Origin of the sequence: Streptomyces sp. NBC_00353 (genome assembly GCF_036108815.1) — a bacterium.
GTDB lineage: Bacteria > Actinomycetota > Actinomycetes > Streptomycetales > Streptomycetaceae > Streptomyces.
Map to the genome: position 1 here is coordinate 4108673 of NZ_CP107985.1, position 22227 is coordinate 4130899.

12 protein-coding genes are annotated in these 22227 nt (G+C 72.0%); 4 read left to right on the forward strand and 8 right to left on the reverse strand.

Features of this window, described 5'->3' with window-relative positions; genetic code table 11:
* Positions 1-3 precede the first annotated feature (3 nt).
* The gene (locus OHA88_RS18510) at positions 4-3504 is read right to left on the reverse strand and encodes an ATP-dependent DNA helicase (RefSeq protein WP_328626334.1); all 3501 of its coding nucleotides are present in this window, start codon (positions 3502-3504) and stop codon (positions 4-6) included.
* A 161-nt stretch (positions 3505-3665) separates the two neighbouring features.
* Between OHA88_RS18510 and OHA88_RS18515 the strand changes: the two genes are divergently transcribed.
* Entirely contained in the window at positions 3666-4604 is a 939-nt protein-coding gene (locus OHA88_RS18515) for an SAM-dependent methyltransferase (protein WP_443044248.1), read from the forward strand.
* Positions 4605-4626: 22 nt separating this feature from the next.
* Here the strand turns inward: OHA88_RS18515 and OHA88_RS18520 are convergent, their stop codons facing one another.
* Both OHA88_RS18520 and OHA88_RS18525 read right to left on the reverse strand, forming a co-directional pair.
* Positions 4627-8055: an ATP-dependent helicase gene (locus OHA88_RS18520; RefSeq protein WP_328626335.1), complete on the reverse strand. Its 3429-nt coding sequence runs from the start codon at positions 8053-8055 to the stop codon at positions 4627-4629.
* A 257-nt stretch (positions 8056-8312) separates the two neighbouring features.
* Entirely contained in the window at positions 8313-8735 is a 423-nt protein-coding gene (locus OHA88_RS18525) for an MGMT family protein (RefSeq protein WP_328629727.1), read from the reverse strand.
* A gap of 236 nt (positions 8736-8971) precedes the next feature.
* Between OHA88_RS18525 and OHA88_RS18530 the strand changes: the two genes are divergently transcribed.
* The 3 genes from OHA88_RS18530 (at position 8972) to OHA88_RS18540 (ending at position 15172) form a co-directional block, all read left to right on the forward strand.
* Positions 8972-11806 carry a lysylphosphatidylglycerol synthase domain-containing protein gene (locus tag OHA88_RS18530; protein ID WP_328626336.1) on the forward strand — a complete coding sequence of 945 codons (2835 nt, stop codon included), beginning with the start codon at positions 8972-8974 and terminating at the stop codon, positions 11804-11806.
* A gap of 102 nt (positions 11807-11908) precedes the next feature.
* Positions 11909-13540, forward strand: coding sequence for an alpha/beta hydrolase (locus OHA88_RS18535; RefSeq protein ID WP_328626337.1), 1632 nt, complete (start codon positions 11909-11911; stop codon positions 13538-13540).
* A gap of 48 nt (positions 13541-13588) precedes the next feature.
* On the forward strand, positions 13589-15172 hold the full coding sequence (locus OHA88_RS18540; protein ID WP_328626338.1) for an alpha/beta hydrolase: 1584 nt from the start codon (positions 13589-13591) through the stop codon (positions 15170-15172).
* Between the two features lie 96 nt (positions 15173-15268).
* On the opposite strand, the gene moeZ is transcribed toward OHA88_RS18540, so the two are convergent.
* From moeZ to OHA88_RS18565, 5 genes are all read right to left on the reverse strand, one after another.
* On the reverse strand, positions 15269-16447 hold the full coding sequence (gene moeZ / locus OHA88_RS18545; protein ID WP_093772733.1) for an adenylyltransferase/sulfurtransferase MoeZ: 1179 nt from the start codon (positions 16445-16447) through the stop codon (positions 15269-15271).
* A gap of 84 nt (positions 16448-16531) precedes the next feature.
* Positions 16532-17386 (reverse strand): spherulation-specific family 4 protein, encoded by an 855-nt coding sequence (locus OHA88_RS18550; protein ID WP_328626339.1) that lies wholly within the window; start codon positions 17384-17386, stop codon positions 16532-16534.
* Positions 17374-18339, reverse strand: coding sequence for an NAD-dependent epimerase/dehydratase family protein (locus OHA88_RS18555; RefSeq protein ID WP_328626340.1), 966 nt, complete (start codon positions 18337-18339; stop codon positions 17374-17376). The genes OHA88_RS18550 and OHA88_RS18555 overlap by 13 nt, the downstream gene beginning before the upstream one ends.
* Before the next feature lie 145 nt (positions 18340-18484).
* Positions 18485-19963: a hypothetical protein gene (locus OHA88_RS18560; protein WP_443044376.1), complete on the reverse strand. Its 1479-nt coding sequence runs from the start codon at positions 19961-19963 to the stop codon at positions 18485-18487.
* A gap of 322 nt (positions 19964-20285) precedes the next feature.
* Positions 20286-22067, reverse strand: coding sequence for a DUF3492 domain-containing protein (locus tag OHA88_RS18565; RefSeq protein WP_328629729.1), 1782 nt, complete (start codon positions 22065-22067; stop codon positions 20286-20288).
* Positions 22068-22227 lie beyond the last annotated feature (160 nt).

The following is a 22227-nucleotide window of genomic DNA, read 5'->3' on the forward strand; positions in this document are numbered from 1 at the left end:
AGCCTATCGGCCCATCGGAGGTGGCTCGTCCAGGAGGAGCTGCTCCAGCTCGGCACGGCCCGGCAGGTGGTCGGGACGGACGGCTTCCCCGCTGCGGACGAACAGGAATGTGGTGGTGACGGAGTCGAGCGGTATGTCGTGCAGTTCGGCCCAGGCGAGGCGGTAGACGGCGAGCTGGAGCGGGTCCGCGGCAGGGGTGCCCGAGGTGCCTTCGCGGCTGCTGGGCACATTGCGGGTCGTCTTCCAGTCGACGATCTCGTACGTGTACCCGTCGGGGCCCTCGTTGCGGTACACGGCGTCGATCCGGCCGCGGATCACCCGGCCCGCGAGGGTGATCCGGAACGGAGTCTCGACGCGGTACGGGGTGCGGTGGGCGTACGGGGTGCGCTCGAAGGCCTCCTTGAGCGCAGCGAGGTCGCGCTCGTCCGCGATGTCGGCGTCGCTCTCGTCGCCGCCGGGCAGCTCGTCGGGGCCGAGCATGGGCAGCGGCAGCTCCTCGAAGCGGGCCTCCACCCAGGCGTGGAACCGGGTGCCGCGGCGGGCTGCCGGAGCGGGCGGGCGGGGCATGGGGCGGGCCAGTTCCTGGGCGAAGCCGTCGGGGTCGTCGGCGAGACGCAGCAGCTGTGTGGCGGAGAGCGAGGCGGGCACGAGGACCTCTCGCACAGTGGCGCGGGCGCGGCGCAGCTCACCGGCGAGCGCGTCGAGGTCCCGGTCCCAGGAGGCGAGGGTGCGGGACTCCTCCGGGGTGAGCCGTGAGGGGGTGCGGGCCGCGGGGACGTACGGGTTGGGGGCGTGTGGTGCAGGGGCCGGGTCCGGCCCCGGGGCCGCGGGGGGTTCGGTCGACCAGGCGTCCCAGTCCGCGGCCTCGTCGTCCGGGTACGGGTCCTCGTCGGCGTACGGGTCCTCGTCCGGGAAGGTGAACGGGAACGCGTCGTCGTCCGGTGCGGCGGGATACGCCCCCGGCACCGAGTCGCTCCCCGCCGTCGCCGACTTCTCCAGATGAGCCAGCACCGTGTCCGCGGCCGCCCGGCGGCGGGCGAGTGCCGTGTCGTCCAGGGGCAGCGGCCAGGCGTGGTCGGCGGCCGCAGTGGCCGCCAGTGCCGGGTTCTCCTCGTCCTCGGCCGGCTCGTCCTCCCAGGCCTCGATCTCGCCGTGTCCGGCCGCACAGTGCTCGTACAGCGCCTGCAGAAAGTCGGACGGGCCGCGCGGCTTCTTCTGGGACGGGCCCCACCAGTGGCCGGAGCCGAGCAGCAGGGTGCGGGGCCGGGTGAAGGTGACGTATCCGAGGCGCAGCTCCTCGGTGTGCTGGTGCGCCTTCATCTCCGCTTTGAAGCCCTTGAGCCCCTGGGCGTCCCAGGTGTGGACGACGGGGAGCGTGGCCGCGTCGCCGCGCAGGGCGTGCGGGAGGACCTTGGACTGGGAGGTCCAGGCGTCGCGGGACTGACCGCTGGGGAACTGGCCGGCGACCAGGCCGGGCACGGCGACTACGTCCCACTCCAGGCCCTTGGACTTGTGGGCGGTCAGGACCTTGACGGTGTTCTCGCCGCCGGGCAGCGCGTTGTCCAGGCCCTTCTCGTACTGGACGGCGGTGCGCAGGAAGGCGAGGAAGGCCAGGAGCGTGGCCTCGCTGTCGACGGAGGCGAAGCGGGCCGCCACGTCCAGGAAGTTGGCGAGGGTCTCCCGGCGGCGGGCGGCCAGGGCCTGCGGCGACGCGGAGAGTTCGACTTCGAGGCCGGTGGTGGCGAGGACGCGGTGCAGGACGTCCATGAGGGGGTCGGCCAGCGAGCGGCGCAGGTCGCGCAGTTCGGTGGCGAGGCGGGCGAAGCGGATGCGGGCATCGGTGGAGAACGGCAGCCCGTCGTCCTCCGTACCGCTCGATTCGAGGAACGTGTCGAGGGCGTCGGCGAGCGAGATGACTTCGGCCGGGTCGATGCCTTCGACGGCTTCGGCGAGCCGCCGGTCCGGGTCGAAGTCCTCGTCGTCGGCGTGGACGGCGTGGTGGACGAGGAGGCGGGCCCGGCGGCCGAGGAGGGCCAGGTCGCGCGGGCCGATCCGCCAGCGGGGGCCGGTGAGCAGCCGGACCAGGGAGGCGTTCGCGCCGGGGTCCTGGAGGACTTCACAGACCGCGACGAGGTCGGCGACCTCGGGCAGGTGCAGCAGCCCGGAGAGGCCGACGACCTCGACCGGGATGTCGCGGGCGACGAGCGCGGCCTGGATCTCCGGGAAGTCCCCGGCGGTGCGGCACAGGACGGCGATCTCGCCGGGTGCCTTCCCGGTCCGGACGAGATGGGCGATCGAGTCGGCGAGCCAGTCGATCTCTTCGGTGTGGGTACGCAGGAGGGCGCAGCGGACGATGCCGTCGCGCTCGGCGCCAGGGGCGGGGCGCAGTGCCTCGACGCCCTCGTGCATGGCACGCAGCGGCTGGGCGAGCCCGTTGGCCAGGTGCAGCAGGCGACCGCCGCTGCGGCGGTTCTCGCTGAGGGAGTACCGGGTGGCGGGGGTGCCGTCGGCGTGCGGGAAGTGGCGCGGGAAGTCGTCGAGATTGGCGACGGAGGCGCCGCGCCAGCCGTAGATCGCCTGGCAGGGGTCGCCGACGGCGGTGACGGCGTGCCCGGACGCGGTGCCGTCAGGGCCGCTGCCGAAGAGGGCGGAGAGCAGCAGCCGCTGGGCGACCGAGGTGTCCTGGTACTCGTCGAGCAGGACGACCCGGTACTCGTCGCGCAGGATCGCGCCGACCTCGGGGCGGGTGAGGGCGAGCTCGGCGGAGAGCGCGATCTGGTCGCCGAAGTCGAGGAGGTCACGGCTGCGCTTGGCGTCCCGGTAGCGCCGGGTCAGCGAGAGGAGCTCGCGGCGGGCCTCGGTGGTCTCGGGGATCTTGCGCAGCTCGGCGTTGGTGAGCCGGGCCGATGCGAGCGTACGGAGGAGTTCGGCGTCGTACTCCGCGAGCTGTTCGGGGCGGACGAGATGCTCGGCGAGTTCGGCGTCGAGTGCCAGCAGATCGCTGACCAGGGTGGGGAACGACCTGGTCAGGGCCGGGTAGGGGCCGGGGGCCTCGCGCAGCACGCGGGCGGCCAGCTGGTAGCGGGTGGCGTCGGCGAGGAGGCGGGTGGTGGGTTCGAGTCCTATCCGCAGTCCGTGCTCGGTGAGGAGCCGTCCGGCGAAGGCGTGGTACGTGGAGATGCTGGGCTCGCCCGGGGGGTTGTCCGGGTCGATGACGTCCGGATCGGTGACCCCGGCGGCGACGAGGGCCTTGCGGACGCGCTCGGAGAGCTCGCCCGCCGCCTTGTTCGTGAACGTGAGCCCGAGGACCTGCTCGGGGGCGACCTGTCCGGTGCCGACCAGCCACACCACGCGCGCCGCCATCACCGTGGTCTTCCCGGACCCGGCTCCGGCCACGATCACCTGCGGGGCGGGCGGCGCGGTGATGCAGGCCGTCTGCTCCGGGGTGAAGGGGATCCCGAGGAGCTCCTTGAGCTGCTCGGGATCGGTGATACGTGAGGACACTCCACAGAGGCTAACCGGGCGGACCGACAGTGTGCGGGGCGATGAGCCGGACCGGCGGTGGCCGGGAAGTGCCTCGTCCGGGATTGCCGACCGGTCCAGGTTGAAGGCCGACCGGTCCCGATCGCATGTGATCGCATCAACGACCTTACGAGGAGGGTCATATGAGCCCCGACGCACCTGCCCCCGGCTTCGGGCCGAACGCCGGAACGGACTCCGCCGGGCTCATGAGGCGCATCGATACGACGAAGGCGCATCCGGCCCGGGTGTACGACGTGTTCCTCGGCGGCACGGACAACTTTCCCGCCGACCGGGAGGCCGCGGCCATGGCGCCGGCGGCCAGTCCACGGGGGCACCTCGACGTCCGGCACAACCGGGACTTCGTACGGCGGGCCGTGACCGAGCTCACCACGGGCGCGGGCATCCGGCAGTTCCTGGACGTGGGGGCGGGGCTGCCGACCCGGCAGAACGTGCACCAGATCGTCCAGGACGTCGCCCCGGAGTCCCGGATCGTCTACGTCGACCACGACCCGGTCGTCCTGGTCCACGCGCAGGCCCTGCTCACCAGCAGCGCCGAGGGCAGGACGGACTACATCGAAGCCGACCTGCGCGACCCCGCGAAGATCCTCCTGGAAGCACGCCGGACACTCGACTTCGACAGCCCGGTCGCCCTCGTTCTCGCCGCCGTACTGCACTTCATCGAGGACGACGAGGCGTACGACATCGTCCGGAACCTGCTGGACGCTCTGCCCTCCGGCAGCCATCTCGTCCTGAGCCACCTCAGCGAGGACATGAACCCGGTGGCGATCAACAAGGTCGCGGAGACATTCCGGAAGCGGGGGTTCTCCTTCGTCCTGCGTTCGCGTGCCGGCATCGAGCGCTTCCTGACCGAGAACGGCCTGGAGCAACTGGAGCCCGGCATTGTCCCTGCGCACCACTGGCGCCCGGATCATGCGGCCGACGCGGCCGAGGCACCGGAACCGGCGCCTTCCGCGGAGCACCTGGCGGGTCTCGACGCCATCGAACGGACCCGGTACGTGAGCATCGGCGAGGCGACCGATGACGACATCAATGTCTACGTGACCGTGGCCCGCAAGGGCTGACCGTCCACAGCCGATACCCGCGTCACTCCAGGATGTGGCGGCCCTCCGGCTGCGCGCTGCAGGACCCCCGGAACGTGCAGTGGGTGCAGTGCTGGCCGGTCGTGGGGGTGAAGCGTTCGTCCAGGACACGGCCCGCGGCCGTGGCCAGCAGGTCGGAGACCCACTCGGTGGTGGGCGGCTCCTGGGCCTGCACCTTGGGCAGGGTGTCGCCGCCCTCCTTCTTGGGGGCGGGCTGCCTCAACTGGACGAGTTCGGCGCCACCGGGGGCGGGACGGTGGCCGTCGAAGATCTCGTCGACGGCCCCTTCCCGGACGGCCAGCTGATACACGGCGAGCTGGGGGTGACGGGCGACCTCGTCCTTCGTCGGAGCCTGCTTTCCGGTCTTGAAGTCGACGACGTACGCCCGGCCGTCGGCGTCCCGTTCGACGCGGTCCATGGAGCCGCGGATCCGTACCTCGTACTCCCCCGCTTCGAGCGTCACGTCGAAGTCGTGCTCGCTCGCGGCGGGGGTGCGGCCGGTGCGGTCCATGACATGCCAGCGCAGGAAGCGCTCGAGGGCGACCCGCGCCTGCTCCTTCTCCTGCTGCGACTTCCAGGGGGCGTCGAAGACCAGCCCGTCCCAGACCGAGTCGAGGCGTTCCATCAGGACCGCCAGATCGGCGGGGGTGCGTCCGGAGGCGACCTCGTCGGCGAGTACGTGCACGACGTTGCCGAAGCCCTGCGCGGCCGTCGCCGGGGCGTCCGCCTTCACCTCGCGGCCGAGGAACCACTGCAGTGCGCAGGTGTTGGCGAGCTGGTCGAGTGCGCTGCCGGAGAGCGCCACGGGGTGGTCCCGGTCGCGGAGCGGGACGGCCGAGCGGGTCGGCTCGTACAGGCCCCACCAGCGGTACGGATGGGCCGACGGTACGAGCGGCTGGCCCTCGTCGTCCGTGAGTGCGGCCAGCCGGGCCAGCCGGTGGGCCGCCTCGTCGCGCAGGGCGTCGGAGGCATCCGGGTCGACGGTGGTGGCGCGCAGCTCGGCGACGAGCGCGGCGACGGCGAGGGGCCGGCGGGGGCGGCCCGTGACGTCGCGCGGTTCGACGCCGAGCTCGGTGAGGAAGCGGGACGGCTGGTCGCCGTCGTCTGCGGGGGCCTTCACCGCGGTGACGATCAGGCGTTCACGGGCGCGGGTCGCCGCGACGTAGAAGAGGCGGCGTTCCTCGGCGAGCAGGGCGCCCGGGGTGAGCGGTTCAGCGAGTCCGTCGCGGCCGATCCGGTCCGCTTCGAGGAGTGAACCGCGGCGGCGCAGGTCAGGCCAGAGGCCCTCCTGCACCCCTGCGACGACCACCAGCCGCCACTCCAGCCCCTTCGACCGGTGCGCGGTCATCAGGCGTACGGCGTCGGGGCGCACGACGCGCTTGGAGAGGGTGTCGGCGGCGATGTCCTGGGCGTCGACCTCTTCGAGGAAGTTGAGCGCGCCGCGGCCGCCGGTGCGTTCCTCGGCGCGGGCCGCGGTGTCGAAGAGCGCGCAGACGGCGTCGAGGTCGCGGTCGGCATTGCGGCCGCCGGCGCCTCCGCGCAGCGCGGCCCTCTCGAGCCGTCCCGGCCAAGGGGTTCCGGCCCACAGCTCCCACAGGGCCTCTTCGGCGGTACCGCCGCCTTCGAGGAGCTCACGGGCCTTGCGCAGGAGCGCGCCGAGACGCTGGGCACCACGGGCGTACGCGGGGTCGTGCGCGACGAGGCGCTCGGGCTCGGCGAGTGCGCGGGCCAGCAGTTCCCCGGAGGGCGCCGGTACGCGATTCCCGGCGGCCCGCTCCTCGTCGCGCAGCGCCCGCCCGAGCCGGCGCAGATCGGCGGCGTCCATCGAGCCGAGAGGAGAGGCGAGGAGGGTGAGAGCGGTCTCGGTGTCGAGCCAGGGAGCAGGAGGCTCGTCGGAGGAGGGAACCGGGGCGGGGTCCGGGGCCGGATCCTCGGCCGCGTCCGCTCCCGGTGTCTTCTTCGTGGTCGCCGTGCGGTGCAGCGCCGCCGTGGCGACCGTGCGCAGTGCCGTGAGGAGCGGGGCCACCGCCGGTTCGTGGCGCAGCGGGAGGTCGTCGCCGTCGACCTCCAGAGGCACGCCCGCCGAGGTGAGCGCGCGGCGCACCACGGGGATCGTGCGGCCGCCGGCGCGGACCAGCACCGCCATCTCGTTCCACGGCACGCCGTCCTCCAGATGGGCGCGGCGCAGCAGGTCGGCGATGTTGTCGAGCTCGGTGGACGCGGTCGGGTAGGTGTACGTCTCCGCCCGGCCGCCCTCGCGGACCGCCGCGAGCTCGCGGTGGGCGCGCACCTTCGCCGACGGCAGGCGGGTCAGCGGCATCCGGCGGGTGAGCAGCCGGGTGGCGGCCAGCAGCTGTTCGCCGGAGCGGCGCGAGGTGGTGAGGACGCCGACCGGGGCCGGGTCGCCGTCCGCTCGCCGGAACGTCTCCGGGAAGTCGAGGATGCCGTTCACATCGGCGCCCCGGAAGGCGTAGATCGACTGGTCCGGGTCGCCGAACGCGATCAGGTCCCGGCCGCCGCCGGCTCCCGGCGCACTCCCCCGGTTGCCGGCCAGCGCGTGGAGCAGCCGCACCTGCGCCGGGTCGGTGTCCTGGTACTCGTCGACGAAGACCGCGTCGTACTCGCCGGCCAGCAGCGCCGACACCTCGGGGCGCTCGGCGAGGAGCACCGCCCGGTGGACCAGCTCCGCGTAGTCCAGTACCCCCTGCGCGTCCAGCACGTCCAGGTACTCGGCGAGGAATTCGGCGGCCGCGCCCCAGTCCGGGCGGCCGGTGCGGCGCGCGAAGTCGGCGAGGGCGTTCGGGCCGAGGCCCAGCTCGCGGCTCCGGGCGAGCACCGCGCGTACCTCGTCGGCGAAGCCTCGCGTGGTCAGGCAGGCCCGCAGTTCGTCGGGCCAGCGGATGTGCGCGAGGCCCTCCTGCTCCAGTTCGAGCTGGCCGGCCAGCAGATCGCGGACGGTGACGTCCTGCTCCGGTCCGGAGAGCAGCCGCAGCGGTTCGGCGAAGAGGTCGGCGTCCTGGTGGGCGCGGACCAGTGCGTAGCAGAAGGAGTGGAACGTGGTGGCCTGCGGGCCGCGAGCGGCACCGAGCCGGGCGGCCATCCGGTCGCGCAGCTCCACCGCGGCCTTGCGGCTGAAGGTGAGCACGAGGATGCGGGCCGGGTCGCCGCCCCGGGCGACGCGGGCGGCGACCGCCTCGACGAGCGTGGTGGTCTTGCCGGTGCCCGGCCCGGCGAGGACCAGCAGCGGACCGCCGGGGTGATCAACCACCGCCTGCTGCGCCGCGTCCAGGAGAGGGGGGTCCACGGAACCCGGCCGGGTACGCACCAGTCGGTACGCGCCCGTGGTCCTCCCCCTGCGCCCCTGCGGGCGTGGAGGGACCCCCTGCCGTGCCTGACGGTGCGGACTGTTCCGGGTGAAGGGGGAGGAGCTCACGTGGATCGCCGGTCCTGGTGGGTGTGCTGGTGGTGAGGGGGCGGGGGTGCGCGCCGCGAACTGTCGACGCTACGCCAGCGAAGGGGTCGGAAGTGGCGAGTCCGCTGCGGCGATCGTCACGTTCCATGTCGCACCGCAGGTCGCCCGGAAAGGCGCGCGGAGAGTCCCGGAGCAGGTCGGACAGCAGGTCGCGCTGCACTTCTCGCATGTCCTGCGGTCCCGGCTGCTCCCGTCGTGGGACCGAATGGCGGAAGCTGTCAGGTGTGAGCAGCTCCGTCCTTGCCCTCGGCCCCGCCGTGACCGCCGCCGGTCACGCCGTCCCACCGTGCGCGCTTCATGTCGAGGCGCGGTATGTGGCCCTCCGCGCTGCGCGACGCCTCGCGCAGCGGGGTGCTCTCCTCGCGGTAGTGGTCCAGCGCCTGCAGTTCGTGGCCGGGCAGCAGCGCCCCGTCGGAGCGCACCACACGCCACCACGGCGCCGCACCGCCGTACAGCGCCATGACCCGGCCGACCTGGCGCGGCCCGCCCTCGCCCAGCCACTCCGCGATATCGCCGTACGTCATGACACGGCCGGGTGGGATCAGGTCGGCGACATCGAGCACGCGCTCCGCGTACTCGGGCAGCTCATCGGGCACCCGTTCGTCCCTCGCGCCGTCGTCGCTCGTCCGGTGTTCGCTCATCCGACCCATGGTGCCGTACGCCACCGACAGCCCGGCCCGGATCGCGAGCGACCGCTGCGTATCCATCCGGTCACCGAGTGTGCACACAGGAGCAAAGGAGCGTATGTTGCCCCTCGCGCGACCGTGCAATGCACCCTGATGCCCCCCTCTGTCTCCAGGCCGTGCCACCATCATGCGGGCGGTGACCGGTGATACGAGAACACGAAGACCAATCAGAGGCGACGAAGGAGCAGGGCGTGCAGCCACCGAAGGCGGCGGACGCCTCTGATGCCGAGCCGCGCCCGGAAGAAGGCCAGGACCGGGCTCAGGCTCCGGAGCGGAAGCCGGCACCGGAGCAGAGGCCGTCATCCGAGACGGAGCGCGAGCTGAAGCAGGGGCACGGCCAGGAGCCTGCGCAGCAGGCCCGCCCGCACCATCTGGTCGGCTCCACCCTCTCCACCGTCCGCGCGGCCGAAGAAGCCGACCGTGTCTCCGGGGACGAACCGCTGCTCCCGGCGCGCGTGCACCGCCCCTCCGACCTCATGCGGCTCCTCGTCGGCGTTCTGGCGATCGCCGTCCTGTTCTCCATCGCCGCGTTCGCCCACGGCACCACGACCGGTCTCGAGAACGACATCAACAAGGGCACCGACCAGGCGCCCGACGTCCTCATCAAGATCGCCGGTCTGGTCTCCAGCATCGCCGTGCTGCTCGTGCCCGTCGCCTTCGCCATCGAGCGGCTGATCAAACGCGACGGGCTGCGGATCGCCGACGGGGTTCTTGCCGCCGTGCTCGCGCACGGGGTGACGCTCGCCACCGACCTGTGGGTGGCCAAGTCCGCCTCCGGCACCATTCAGGACGCCCTCACCCAGCCGCAGCCCGGTGCTGCGCTCACCGATCCCGTCCACGGCTATCTCGCGCCCGTCATCGCCTATATGACGGCGGTCGGCATGGCGAGACGGCCGCGCTGGCGGGTCGTGCTGTGGGTGGTGCTGCTGCTCGACGCCTTCGCCATGCTGGTCGGCGGCTATACGACACCGTTCTCGATCATCCTGACCGTGCTGATCGGCTGGACCGTGGCCTACGGCACGCTGTACGCGGTCGGCTCGCCGAACGTCCGGCCGACCGGTCAGCACCTGATGGCCGGTCTGCGCCACGTCGGCTTCCGCCCGGTCACCGCGATGCGCGCCGACGACGCCCCCGACTCCGGCGACCAGAGCGACCGGGGCCGCCGCTATCTGGTCTCCCTCGAGGACGGTCCACCGCTGGATGTGACGGTCGTCGACCGGGAACAGCAGGCGCAGGGCTTCTTCTACCGGGTATGGCGCAGGCTCACCCTGCGGGCCATCACCCAGCGCCGCTCCATCCAGTCGCTGCGCCAGGCCCTGGAGCAGGAGGCGCTTCTCGCGTACGCGGCGATCGCCGCCGGGGCCAACGCCCCCAAACTGATCGCCACCTCCGAGCTCGGTCCCGACGCCGTGATGCTGGTGTACGAGCACATCGGCGGACGTTCGCTCGACGCGCTCGAGGACGTGGAGATCACCGACGATCTGGTGCGCGGTGCCTGGCGGCAGGTGAAGGCGCTCCAGTCGCGGCGGATCGCGCACCGCAGACTCACCGGCGACGCGATCCTGGTGGAGCCTTCCGGCACGGTGTTCGTCACCGATCTGCGCGGCGGGGAGATCGCGGCCGGTGATCTGGTGCTGCGGATGGACATCGCCCAGCTGCTCACCACCACCGGTCTGCGGGTGGGCGCCGAGCGGGCCGTCGCGGCCGCGCTCGAAGTACTCGGTCCCGACGCCGTCGCCGACTGTCTGCCGCTGCTCCAGCCGATCGCGCTCAGCCGCTCCACCCGGGCGGCGCTGCGCAGGCTCGCCCGGGAGCGGTCCCAGCGGGAGCGGGAGGCGGTACTCGAAGCGTCGGACGCCGCCAAGCGTGCCAAGGCCCAGGAGTCCGAGGTATCGGAGGCGGAAGGGGTCCCCTCGGTCCCCGCCGACCGCAAGGCGCTCCGTAATGAGAAGCAGGCGGAGAAGCGCGCCGAGAAGCGGGCGATAGACGATGCCCTGGACGAGGCCCGCGAGGAGGATCTGCTGACTCAGATCCGCCGCCAGGTGCTGCTGATCCGGCCGCAGGCGCCCGTCGAACCGGTGCGGCTGGAGCGGATCAAGCCGCGCACCCTGCTCAGCTTCATCGCCGGTGCCATCGCCGCGTACTTCCTGATCTCCCAGGTCACGGAGGCCGACTTCGGTGCGGTCGTCGAGCAGGCGGAGTGGGGCTGGGTGGCGGCGGCGCTCGGGTTCTCGGCGCTGAGTTACATCGCGGCCGCGATGAGCCTGCTGGGGTTCGTGCCGGAGCGGGTGCCGTTCGGCAAGACCGTGCTGGCGCAGGTGGCCGGCTCGTTCGTGAAGATCGTCGCGCCGCCCGCGGTCGGTGGGGTGGCGCTGAACACCCGGTTCCTGCAGCGTTCCGGGGTGCGCCCGGGGCTGGCCGTCGCGAGTGTCGGCGCCTCGCAGCTGTTCGGGCTCGGCTGCCATGTGCTGCTGCTGGGCGCGTTCGGCTATCTGACCGGTACCGAGAAGACCCCGTCGTCGCTCACCCCGTCCAGGACGGTGATCGCGGGGCTGCTGACCGTCGCGGTGCTGGTGCTGGTGGTGACCGCGATCCCGTTCCTGCGGAAGTTCGTGGTGACGCGGGTACGGTCGCTGTTCGCCGGAGTCGTACCGCGCATGCTCGACGTGGTGCAGCGGCCGCAGAAGCTGCTCACCGGCATCGGCGGCATGCTGCTGCTGACCGGCCTGTTCGTGATGTGTCTGGATGCGTCGATCCGGGCGTTCAGCGGTCCCGACGTACCGCAGCTCAGCTACGCGAGCATCGCGGTGGTCTTCCTCGCCGGCAACGCGCTGGGTTCGGCGGCGCCGACCCCCGGCGGTATGGGCGCGGTCGAGGGTGCGCTGACGCTGGGGCTGATCGCGGTCGGACTGCCGAAGGAGGTCGCGGCGCCTGCCGTGCTGCTGTTCCGGCTGATGACGCTGTGGCTGCCGGTCCTTCCCGGCTGGCTCTGCTTCAACCATCTCACCCGCAAGGACGCTCTCTAGCGAGGGCTGTCCCGGCTCACGGATCCGGTCTCCGGGCCCCGCCGCCACCCGCTTGGACCGGCGTCCCGCGCGCGGTCCGGCACCCCATCGCACGATGGAGCAATGAGGACCCCCCCTGCCCTGCGCGCCGCGGCCCTCGCCGCAACCGTGACCGTTCTGCTGCCCCTCACCGCCTGTTCGGACAGCGGCGACGGTGCGGCCGACACGGACCGCACCCAGAACTCTCCGCACCCGGCGAACGCCGCCGACACGTCGGTGCCGGCCGACCTGGCTTCCCAGAAGCTGGAGTGGAAGCCCTGTCCCGCCCCTTCCGCGGCACAGGGCGGCGGCACCGCCCCCACCCCGCTCCCCGGCGGCACCGCCTGGGAGTGCTCCTTCATGAAGGTCCCGCTCGACTACGCGAAGCCGGACGGCGACACGATCAAACTGGCGCTCATCCGCGCCAAGGCCAGCAACCCGAGCAAACGGATCGGCTCACTCATCATGAACTTCGGCGGCCCCGGCGCCTCCGGCGTCGCCACGCTGCCTGAATTCGGCACCACGTACGACAAGCTCCGAACCCGATACGACCTGGTGAGCTTCGACCCACGCGGGGTCGGCCGCAGCGAGGGCGTGAAATGCGAGAACGACAAGCAGCTCGACGCGCGCTTCGAGAGCGACCTCACCCCTGACGACGCCGCCGAGGTGCAGGCCTACGTCAACCAGCAGAAGGAGTATGTGGCGGCCTGCAAGAAGAACTCCGGCTCCGAACTCCCCTACGTCGGCACCGTCAACGCCGCCCGCGACATGAATCTGATGCACCAGGTGCTCGGCGACGAGAAGCTGCACTACCTCGGTTTCTCCTACGGCACCGAACTGGGCGGCGTCTACGCCCACTTGTTCCCGAAGAGCGTCGGCAGGGCGGTGCTCGACGCGGTCGTCGACCCGACCGAGGACTCCGAACAGTCCTCCCTCGGCCAGGCGCAGGGCTTCCAGCTGGCCCTGGAGAACTTCACCGCGGACTGCGTGAACCGCGGCGCCGCCTGCAAGCTCCCCGGTTCCACCGGGAAGGAGGTCGAGCTGTGGATCGCCGACCTTCTCCAGCGGTTGGAGAAGAAGCCGATCACGGGGCTCGGCACGCGGCAGCTGACGCAGTCCCAGGCAATCACCGGTATCGCGGCCGCCCTCTACTCCCGGGAGACCTGGCCGCTGCTGGAGGAAGGGCTCGACGAGGCGGACGGCGGGAACGGCGCGCTGCTCCTGGCCCTTGCCGACTCGCTGAACGGCCGCTCCGACGACGGTCGTTACGACAACTCGACGGCCGCCAACACGGCCATCAACTGCGTCGACACCAAGCAGCGGTTCAGCGTCGACGAGACGAAGGCGAGGCTCCCGGAGTTCCAGAAGGCGTCGCCGATCTTCGGCGACTATCTGGGCTGGGGTCTGATGGCGTGCACCGGCTGGCCGGTGCAGGGCGCCTGGGACACCCCGGACGTCAGCGCCCCCGGCGCGCCCCCCATCCTGGTCGTCGGCAACACGGGAGACCCGGCGACACCGTACAAGGGTGCGAAGGCGATGGCCGACGCACTGGGCAAGGGCGTCGGGGTCGAGATGACGTACAAGGGCCAGGGGCACGGCGCGTACAACACCGGCGACGCCTGTGTGCAGAAGACGGTGGGCGACTATCTGCTGGACGGCAAAGTCCCGGCGGCCGGTACTGTCTGTGGCTCAGGGGCTGGCGGCAGCGACAAATAGCACGCGTCGCACGCCGTACGTACAGGCACAACGGGGAGGGACGTACAGGTGGTTCACCATGCTCGCGCCGGGGCTCTGGCCGCTGCCGCGCTGCTGCTGACGGGGGTGCTCGCGGGCTGCGACGGGGGCTCGGACGCGAAGGCGGACGGCAAGGCGGGCCGCAGCGCGACACCCTCGTCCACCGGGGCGTCCGGCGGATCGGACGGGAAGCCGGGCGCGCTGCCCACCCTGCCGGCGGCCCTCACCTCCCAGCGGCCGGTCTGGAACCGCTGCAAGGCAGTCGGAGGCGAGAGCGCACCGGCGTCCGGCTGGAGATGCGCGACGGTCAAGGTGCCGTTGGACTACGCCGAGCCGACCGGCGACACGATCGGGATCGCGCTGATCCGCAAGGAGGCCCGCGACAAGGGCCGTCGGCTGGGCTCGATGCTGTTCAACTTCGGCGGCCCCGGCGGCTCGGGCGTCTCGATACTGCCGCGCGCCGCCGGATCGTACGCGAACCTCAACACCCGCTACGACCTGGTGAGTTTCGACCCGCGCGGGGTCGCGGGCAGCTCCGGGGTCAAGTGCCGCAGCGACCAGGAGCAGGAGGTCGCCAACCGGAATGTCGACCTGACTCCGGACACGGCTGCGGAGGAGGCGGCGTTCATGAAGGACGGCGCGGACTTCGGCGCCGGCTGCGAGCGCAGCTCGGGCAAGGTCCTCCCGTACGTCGGTACGACAAACGCCGCGCGGGACATGGATCTGATCCGCGAAGTGCTCGGCGACAAGAAGCTCACGTACTTCGGCATCTCGTACGGTACGGAGCTCGGCGGTACGTACGCGCATCTCTACCCGAAGAATGTGGGACGCACGGTCCTCGACGCGGTCGTCGATCCGACCGCCGACACGATCGGGCACGCCCGCAACCAGGCGACCGGCTTCCAGCGGGCGCTGGAGAACTACCTCAAGGACCGTGGCCAGGACCCGAAGGCGGGCACCCGGCGCATCGCCCGGCTGCTGGAGCGGATCGACGGGAAGCCGCTGCCGACCGGCTCGGGCCGCAAGCTCAACGAGACGCTGGCGATCACCGGCATCGTGACGCCGCTCTACTCCAAGAGCAATTGGCCCGTTCTGACGCAGGCGCTGGACGAGGCCGAGAACCAGGGCACCGGCAATCTCCTCCTCCAGCTCGCCGACTCCTACAACGGCCGTGACAAGAACGGGCACTACGACACCCAGAGCCACTCGCAGCGCGCCATCTCCTGCGCGGACAGCAGGCTCCGGCCGACGGCGGGCAACGCGAAGGCGCTGCTGCCCGAGTTCCGGAAGCTGTCCCCGGTCTTCGGCCCGTTCCTGGCGTGGGACACGGCCGGCTGGTGTGCCGACTGGCCGGTGAAGGGTGAGCACGACACCCCGGAGGCGAGTGCTCCGGGCGCCGGTCCGATCCTGGTCGTCGGGACGACCGGTGACCCGGCGACGCCCTACGAGGGTGCCCAGAAGATGGCGGACGAGCTGGGCAAGGGCGTCGGCGTCATGCTCACCAACAAGGGCGAGGGTCACGGCGCATACGGCGAGAGCCCGTGTGTGACGTCGGCCGTGGACGCGTACTTCCTGGACGGGAAGGTTCCGGCGAACGGCAGGACCTGCTCGTAGAACAGGTCGACGGATACGACGAAGGGGCCGGCCCGCGCAGTGCGGACCGGCCCCTTCGAAGCGTTCAGCCCCCGTACTGAGGCTCGGTACAGCGGCTCAGTACACCGGCTTCTCGGGCTCGATCTGGTTGACCCAGCCGATCACGCCGCCGCCGACATGCACCGCGTCGGCGAAGCCCGCCGACTTGAGGACCGCGAGGACCTCGGCGCTGCGGACACCGGTCTTGCAGTGCAGGACGATGCGCTTGTCCTGCGGGAGGTCCTGCAGGGCGTTGCCCATCAGGAACTCGTTCTTCGGGATCAGCTTCGCGCCGGGGATCGAGACGATCTCGTACTCGTTCGGCTCGCGGACGTCGATGATCTCGATCTTCTCGTCGGCGTCGATCCACTCCTTGAGCTGCTTCGGAGTGATCGTGGAGCCGAGCGCCGCCTCCTGGGCCTCCTCGGACACGACGCCGCAGAAGGCCTCGTAGTCGATGAGCTCGGTGACGGTGGGGTTCTCGCCGCAGACCGCGCAGTCGGGGTCCTTGCGGACCTTGACCTGGCGGTACTGCATCTCCAGGGCGTCGTAGATCATCAGCCGGCCGACCAGCGGGTCACCGATGCCGGCGAGCAGCTTGATGGCCTCGTTGACCTGGATGGAGCCGATGGATGCGCAGAGCACACCCAGCACGCCGCCCTCGGCGCAGGACGGGACCATGCCGGGGGGCGGCGGCTCCGGGTAGAGGCAGCGGTAGCAGGGACCGTGCTCCGACCAGAAGACGGACGCCTGGCCGTCGAAGCGGTAGATCGAACCCCACACGTACGGCTTGTTCAGCAGCACCGCGGCGTCGTTGACCAGATAGCGGGTGGCGAAGTTGTCCGTGCCGTCCACGATCAGGTCGTACTGGGCGAAGATCTCCATCACGTTCTCGGCTTCGAGCCGCTCTTCGTGAAGGACAACATTCACATACGGGTTGATGCCCAGGACCGAGTCCTTGGCGGACTGGGCCTTGGAGCGGCCGATGTCGGCCTGGCTGTGGATGATCTGGCGCTGCAGGTTCGACTCGTCGACCTCGTCGAACTCCACGATGCCGAGCGTGCCGACACCGGCCGCAGCCAGGTACATCAGGGCCGGCGAGCCGAGACCGCCGGCGCCGACACAGAGCACCTTCGCGTTCTTCAGCCGCTTCTGTCCGTCCATCCCGACATCCGGGATGATCAGGTGGCGGGAGTACCTGCGGACCTCGTCGACGGTGAGCTCAGCAGCTGGCTCGACCAGGGGTGGCAGCGACACAGGAACCTCAACAATGCAGGTGGTCGGTTTCTACGTACTTCATCTACGTACGGTTGTTCACCCGCAACACTGCCACGCCCCTCCTCATTCCGAGATACCAGGTCCGATCCGCGAGACGATTTCGTCCCAGTACCCGGGCAGCGCCGCGAATGGATCGGTTTGTCCACCATGGTCGGTGCGGATCGTGCGGTCGGTGAAGAAGATCGTCCCGGCCCCCTGCCAGCGGGCGATCCGCATGGCTTCGTCGAGGTGGGTGCGCGGGACGCCGTGCACGAAGTGCGCAAAGCGTTCCGGTGGGTAGTCCGCGGTCCACTCCGCCACCTGTGACCAGCGGTAGTCGGTCCACGCCCCGGAGAAGGTGACCAGCTGGTCGGCCGTCTCGGCATAGCCGGGATACGGGTGGGTCCCGTGCCCCAGCACCAGCAGACCGCTCCCGGCCGCTTCGTCCCCTCCGTCCTTGCTGTCCTCGCTCTCCTCCAGGAGCGCGGCGAGTGTGCTGGTGATCCGGCGGACCGCCGGAAGGTCGGCGCGCTCCGCCGGACACCGGTCGAGGTAGAAGCCGTCGACGCGGTACCAGTCGAGAAAGGACTGCGCGTCGGCGATCAGCTCGCCGAACGGCCGGTTGCCGAAGGTCAGGTCGAGATGGCCCAGCAGCAGGCCGCCGCCCGCCCGGACGGCGTCCTGCGCAGCCCCGTCGTGCACGGCCCGTTCGCGAGCGTTGCGGAGCCGGCCCGCGGCCTCCAGACAGTGCGGGTCGGGCCGGGCGCCGGGGCCGCTGTCGATGTTGAGGACCGCCCAGTGCAGCGGAGTGCCGGAGCGGGTCAGCTCGGCCCATTCGGTGGGCGCGAGCAGCGGGTGCGCGTACCCCGGGACGCCGAAGCCGAGCTGCTCGGTGCCACTGGTCCGGCGGGCGGTACCGGCGCTGGTCAGATGCGGCATGCCGCCTCCATCCAGATGTCGGCGAGGGACTCCTCCAGATTGATCCGGGGGCGCCAGCCGAGCCGGTCGCGGGCGGTGCGGACGTCCGCCTGCTGCCAGGCCCCGCAGCCGTCCGGGTACGGGGACGGGGTCGCCGAGAGGTGTTCGATGACGGACTCGGCGGAGGTGCGGGGGGCGCCGATGGGGAGCCGGGCGGGGGGTGTGTCGAGCTCGTGCAGGGCACCCGGGTAACCCGCGACCTTGGCGAGCACGGCGGCCGCGTCGCGCAGCCGCACGGCCCGGCCGGTACCGATGTTGACGACGCCCTGCGCGGCGGAGAGCGAGGCGGCGTGCACGGCGCGGGCGACATCCCGTACGTCGACGAAGTCGCGCTGCACTCCGAGGCCACTGAGCTTCAGCTCGCCGTCGCCCGACTGCATGGCACGGCGCATCGCCTCGGCGAGCCGGCCCAGCGGTGAGCCGGCCGGGGTGCCGGGGCCGACCGGCGAGAAGACCCGCAGCACGACCGCGTCGAGGCCGGAGCCCAGGACGAGTTCGGTGGCGGCGAGCTTGGAGACGCCGTACGGGCCGCCGGGGCGCGGCAGGGCGTCCTCCGCGGTCGACGATCCGGGCTGCGAGGGCCCGTACTCAGAGGAGCAGCCGACCTGGACGAGACGGGCGCTGCAGCCGCTGCGGCGCATCGCCTCGCAGACGGTGGCGACGGCGACGGTGTTGTGTCGGGTCAGATCGCGGGCGCCGCCGCGGGTGGCGCCCGCGCAGTTGACGACGACCCCGGGGTGGACGGCGTCCAGGAAGCGGGTGAGTGCTCCTGGACTGCCACCGGCCAGGTCGAACCGTACGTCGGCGTCGTCGCCGCGGCCGAGCGCGGTCAGGTGCACGGCGGGGTCGGCGAGCAGCCGGTCGGCCACGAACCGGCCGAGGAATCCATTGGCTCCGAGCAGCAGAACCCTCATCGTGTGCCCCCTTCGCGCCGACGGCGGGCTGCCGGTGCGGGGGATTGGGGGGTCATGTCCGGTGTCTCCTTGGGGAGGTTGCGAGCGTTACGGAACAGGCACCCGCGGCGTCGGCTCCGCGGGGTTCGTGCGGGATCGTGCGGGGTTATGCGCGGGTGTGGGCGGAGGCCCTGGAGAGAGCGACGGTGGCGTGGATCAGCAGCCCGAGCGCGGCTGCGCCGCAGGCGATGGCGGGTACGGCTCCGGTGCCGGCCGCCACTACGACGGTGTCGACGGGCCGGGCGACGAAGTGCAGGCCGGGCAGCCGCCCGGCCAGGACCAGTGCGGGTGCGACCGCTTCGACGGCGCAGGCTGCGGCGAGTCCGGTGGTGGCGGGCTCGGGGAAGCCATGGACGGTCAGCAGCCGGGCCAGCAGGAGCAGGACGCCGAGGGCGGCGGCCGCGACGGGGACGCCGCCACCTCCGTATCCGAGGTCGGCGAGGTAGAGCAGCCCGGTGAGGACGCACAGGAAGAATGCGACGGTCCCGAAGAGCAGGGGCCGCACACCTGCTGCGAACTCCTCCAGTGCGCGGCTGCCGGCGAGTTTGCGCTGTGCGTGTACGGAAAAGAGGTGCGCGCACCAGGCGGCCGGGGCGACGGCGAGCGCGAGCCCCAGGAGGGGTGCGGGGGTGATCGCCCAGGGTCCTTCGGGGCCGCCGCTGAGAACCTGGTCGAGCAGGGCGTCGCCGTACAGGACATACCCGAGAAGCCAGGACCCGTAGACCGGGGCGGCAGCCGACGAGCGTCCTTCGGCGGCGTGCAGGGGACCGCTCCGCAGGCACAGACCGAGGCCGAGGAGCGCGACCAGCCCCCCGACAAGGGCCACGGTGAGCCGCGCCCCGCCGCCGAGCACCCCGTCGGTGAGTTTCAGGACGACGGCGGTCGCGGTGCAGGCGGCGCCGGGCAGCAGCGCGCGGAGCGACCAGGCGGCGCGCGTCTCGATGTCACGCATCGGCGCGGGCACCGTCGCGCGACCGGGCTCACCCGCGACCGTGGGGACCCTCGCGTAGAGCTCCTCGGCGAGCGAGAAGACGTCGCGGTGCCGGTAACGGGCGGCGGTGCGGTCGGTGACCCCGTGGGCTTCGAGCCCGGCGGCGATCTCCAGGGGATCGACGGCGCGTTCGCAGAGATCGCGGTGCCGGTGCATGAGCGTCTTCACGGGGTCGATGGGCCCACGCCGGGCGGCAGTGGGCTTGCGCGCGGAGACGGCGGGGGTGTGTGCGATCTCGGGGGCGCGGGCGATGGGGGCGGCGTCGGCCGTGGCCGTGGCCTTGACTTCGGCCTCGGCCGCTTCCGGCCCGGACTCCGGTTCTTCGGTGGGGAAGCGGTCCGGGGCGACGGTCGCCTTCCGCGGGCGGGTGGGGTCGGTGGGCGGGGGTGGGTGGGGGGCCGGGGTCCGATCCAGGTCCGGGGCCGCATGCGGGTCTCCGGCCGGAGCCGGCTCCGCGGTCTCCGCAGTCGGATGGTGGTCCGCTTCCGGACCGCCGACCGCGTCCGGCGCCTCGGACGTGGCCGGGTCCACCTCCGGGGCATGCGGCCCTTCGCCCCGGTCGGGACTCCCGTCCCGACCCATGAAGTGCCCCATGAACGACGCCGGCCGCCCCTTCCCGAAAAGGCCTGGCACCACCGACGTGCGCCCCTTCCCGGTGAGGCCCGGCACCGCCGGTGCCCACCCCGGCCCGGATGCGGGCAGGCCCCAAGCCGGTGCGGAGATCTCCGCGACCCGCGTCTCGGAGACCAGGGCCTCCGAGCGGGAGTCCCAGCTCGCGTCGGGCATCGGTGTGCCCGAGGCATCAGGTGCCTCGGTCGGGCGGCCGCCCATGGGGGTTCCTCCGTGTTCTTCGCCAAGTCCGCGGGACCGGCCGGCGGGTGCACCCGGCCGGCCCGCCCTCGTGTCCGTCTCCTGCTCACACATCGCCGTCCCCCGTTCTCCGCGCGCCCGCGCACGCGCCCTCGGCGGCCCAGCTCGGGGTGTGCCCGGCCGTGGGCGGGACAGGGGCCGTCCAGCTGCCCAGCACATGGGCCTCCGGCGGGGTCGCGAACGGGCGAGGAGCGCCGTCCGCGTTCAGCGCATGCGCGTCCCTGCGCACCGGGGAGTGCGAGATCAGCTCCAGGTAAATGCCGCGAAATGCCGCGAGGTTCTGCTCGACGGTGAAGAGTTCGAGCGCGCGGGCGCGGGCGGCCGCGCCGAGGCGTGCGCGGCGCTCGGGGTCACGCAGCAGCGCGATGCATGCGACGGCGAGCGCCCGGGGGTTGCGCGGCGGCACCACCAGTCCCGTACCGCCGATGACTTCGACGACGGCGCCGACGTCCGTCGACACCGTGGCACGTCCGCAGAACATCGCCTCGACCAGGCTGATCGGGAAGCCTTCGACGACGCTGGAGAGGACCACGATCCCGCCCGCCGCATACGCCTCCGCCAGGTCGGGCAGTTCGGCGTCGCCGATGTCCTCGAAGGAGACCGGGTTGTCACCGATGGCGTGCGCGTCGGCGGCCTCGTCGGGGAAGAGCTGGGCGGCGAGCGCCCGGCACTGGGCGAGGTACGTGGTGCCGTCCGCGCACGGCGCCGGTGCGCCGATGATGCGCAGCCGCGCGTCGGGTTCGGCCCTGCGCACCTCGACGAACGCGTGCAGCAGCGCGATCAGGTCCTTGGAGGGTTCGATCCTGCCGACCCAGACCAGCGTGTCGGGTCCTCCGTCGTCGCCGCTCTCCCCGAGCGCGGCGAAGCGGGCCGCCTCCATGCCGGGGTAGACGGTGCGCAGCTTGGCCCGGTCGGCGCCGCACCGCTCCTGCCAGCGGCGGGCGTGCGTATTGCCCGGAGTGATGAGCGCGGCCTGCCGGTACACCTCGGTGGCGAGCCGTCCGAGGAAGTTGGCGAGCAGGGCGCGTACCGGCGCACTCAGCGGCGTGCCGGTCGCGGCGAGGTAGTGCGCCCGCAGCTGCACACCGTGCTCGGTGACCAGCAGCGGCACCCCGAAGAAGCGTTTGGCCAACAGCCCCGGCAGAGCTGCGGCTCCGCCGGACGTGGCGTGGCAGAGGTCGACCGCGCCGAGGCTCTCCTCGTCGTACCAGTCGAGGGAGAGCGGACGCAGGACGCGGTCCAGCTCCGCGGCGAAGGCGAGGAGGTCAGGGACGGTCGCGGTCTGGACGGTGCGGCCGGTGCCGGGGGCACGGCAGGCGGCTTCGAGTACGCGGACTGCGGTTTCGGAGCGGAGCGCCGCGGGAAGTCCGCCGTGTTCGCGGGCCAGTTCGGCGAGTCCGTACAGCCCGTCCGTGAACTGCGCGTCGGCGGTGTCGGAGCCACCCGTCCGACGTACGCCGTCCTCTTCGTCGCGCGTCACGTCCGCCGTACAGATGGATGTCGCGAGCGCCGTGAAGTGCGCCGTGAAGCGGCGCCGTTCGCGGCGTCCGTACGACCGCCCGCCCCCGCCGGTCACCAGCCGGGCGATCAGCCCCTTGGGGACATGGCTGCCCAGGATGTCCTCGTCGGCCATCCATAGCGGCGCCGTCCGCACCCGGCTGACCTGGGGCGGGAGCTGTACCCAGCCCCGCGCCTCCTGCTCGGCGGAGCGGCTGAGCGCATAGAGATCGAACTCGTGCGTCAGTCCGCGCACCAGACGGTCGCACCAGAGTCTGGACTCACCGGTCGCATACGGATAACCACCGTCGGTGAGGAGTCCGATCCGCACGAGCACACCCCCGATCTCCCTTTGTGGACGGCCGCCGTCTGATTGGCGACTCGCAGCGGGACGACCGTAAGCGGATACGCCGGTGGCGCGACGGACGGTTGTCCATCGCGCCACCGAAAGGGGTGAACCGTCGTAACTTTCCTGCCCCGGTAGCGTTCCG

What these genes read in the sequence shown, in the direction of transcription:
- OHA88_RS18515 (WP_443044248.1), top strand. Translation starts at nt 3,666, where the DNA reads ATGAGCCCCGACGCACCTGCCCCCGGCTTCGGGCCGAACGCCGGAACG.
- OHA88_RS18525 (WP_328629727.1), bottom strand. Translation starts at nt 8,735, where the DNA reads ATGAGCGAACACCGGACGAGCGACGACGGCGCGAGGGACGAACGGGTG.
- OHA88_RS18535 (WP_328626337.1), top strand. Translation starts at nt 11,909, where the DNA reads ATGAGGACCCCCCCTGCCCTGCGCGCCGCGGCCCTCGCCGCAACCGTG.
- OHA88_RS18550 (WP_328626339.1), bottom strand. Translation starts at nt 17,386, where the DNA reads ATGCCGCATCTGACCAGCGCCGGTACCGCCCGCCGGACCAGTGGCACC.
- OHA88_RS18555 (WP_328626340.1), bottom strand. Translation starts at nt 18,339, where the DNA reads ATGAGGGTTCTGCTGCTCGGAGCCAATGGATTCCTCGGCCGGTTCGTG.
- OHA88_RS18560 (WP_443044376.1), bottom strand. Translation starts at nt 19,963, where the DNA reads ATGGGGCACTTCATGGGTCGGGACGGGAGTCCCGACCGGGGCGAAGGG.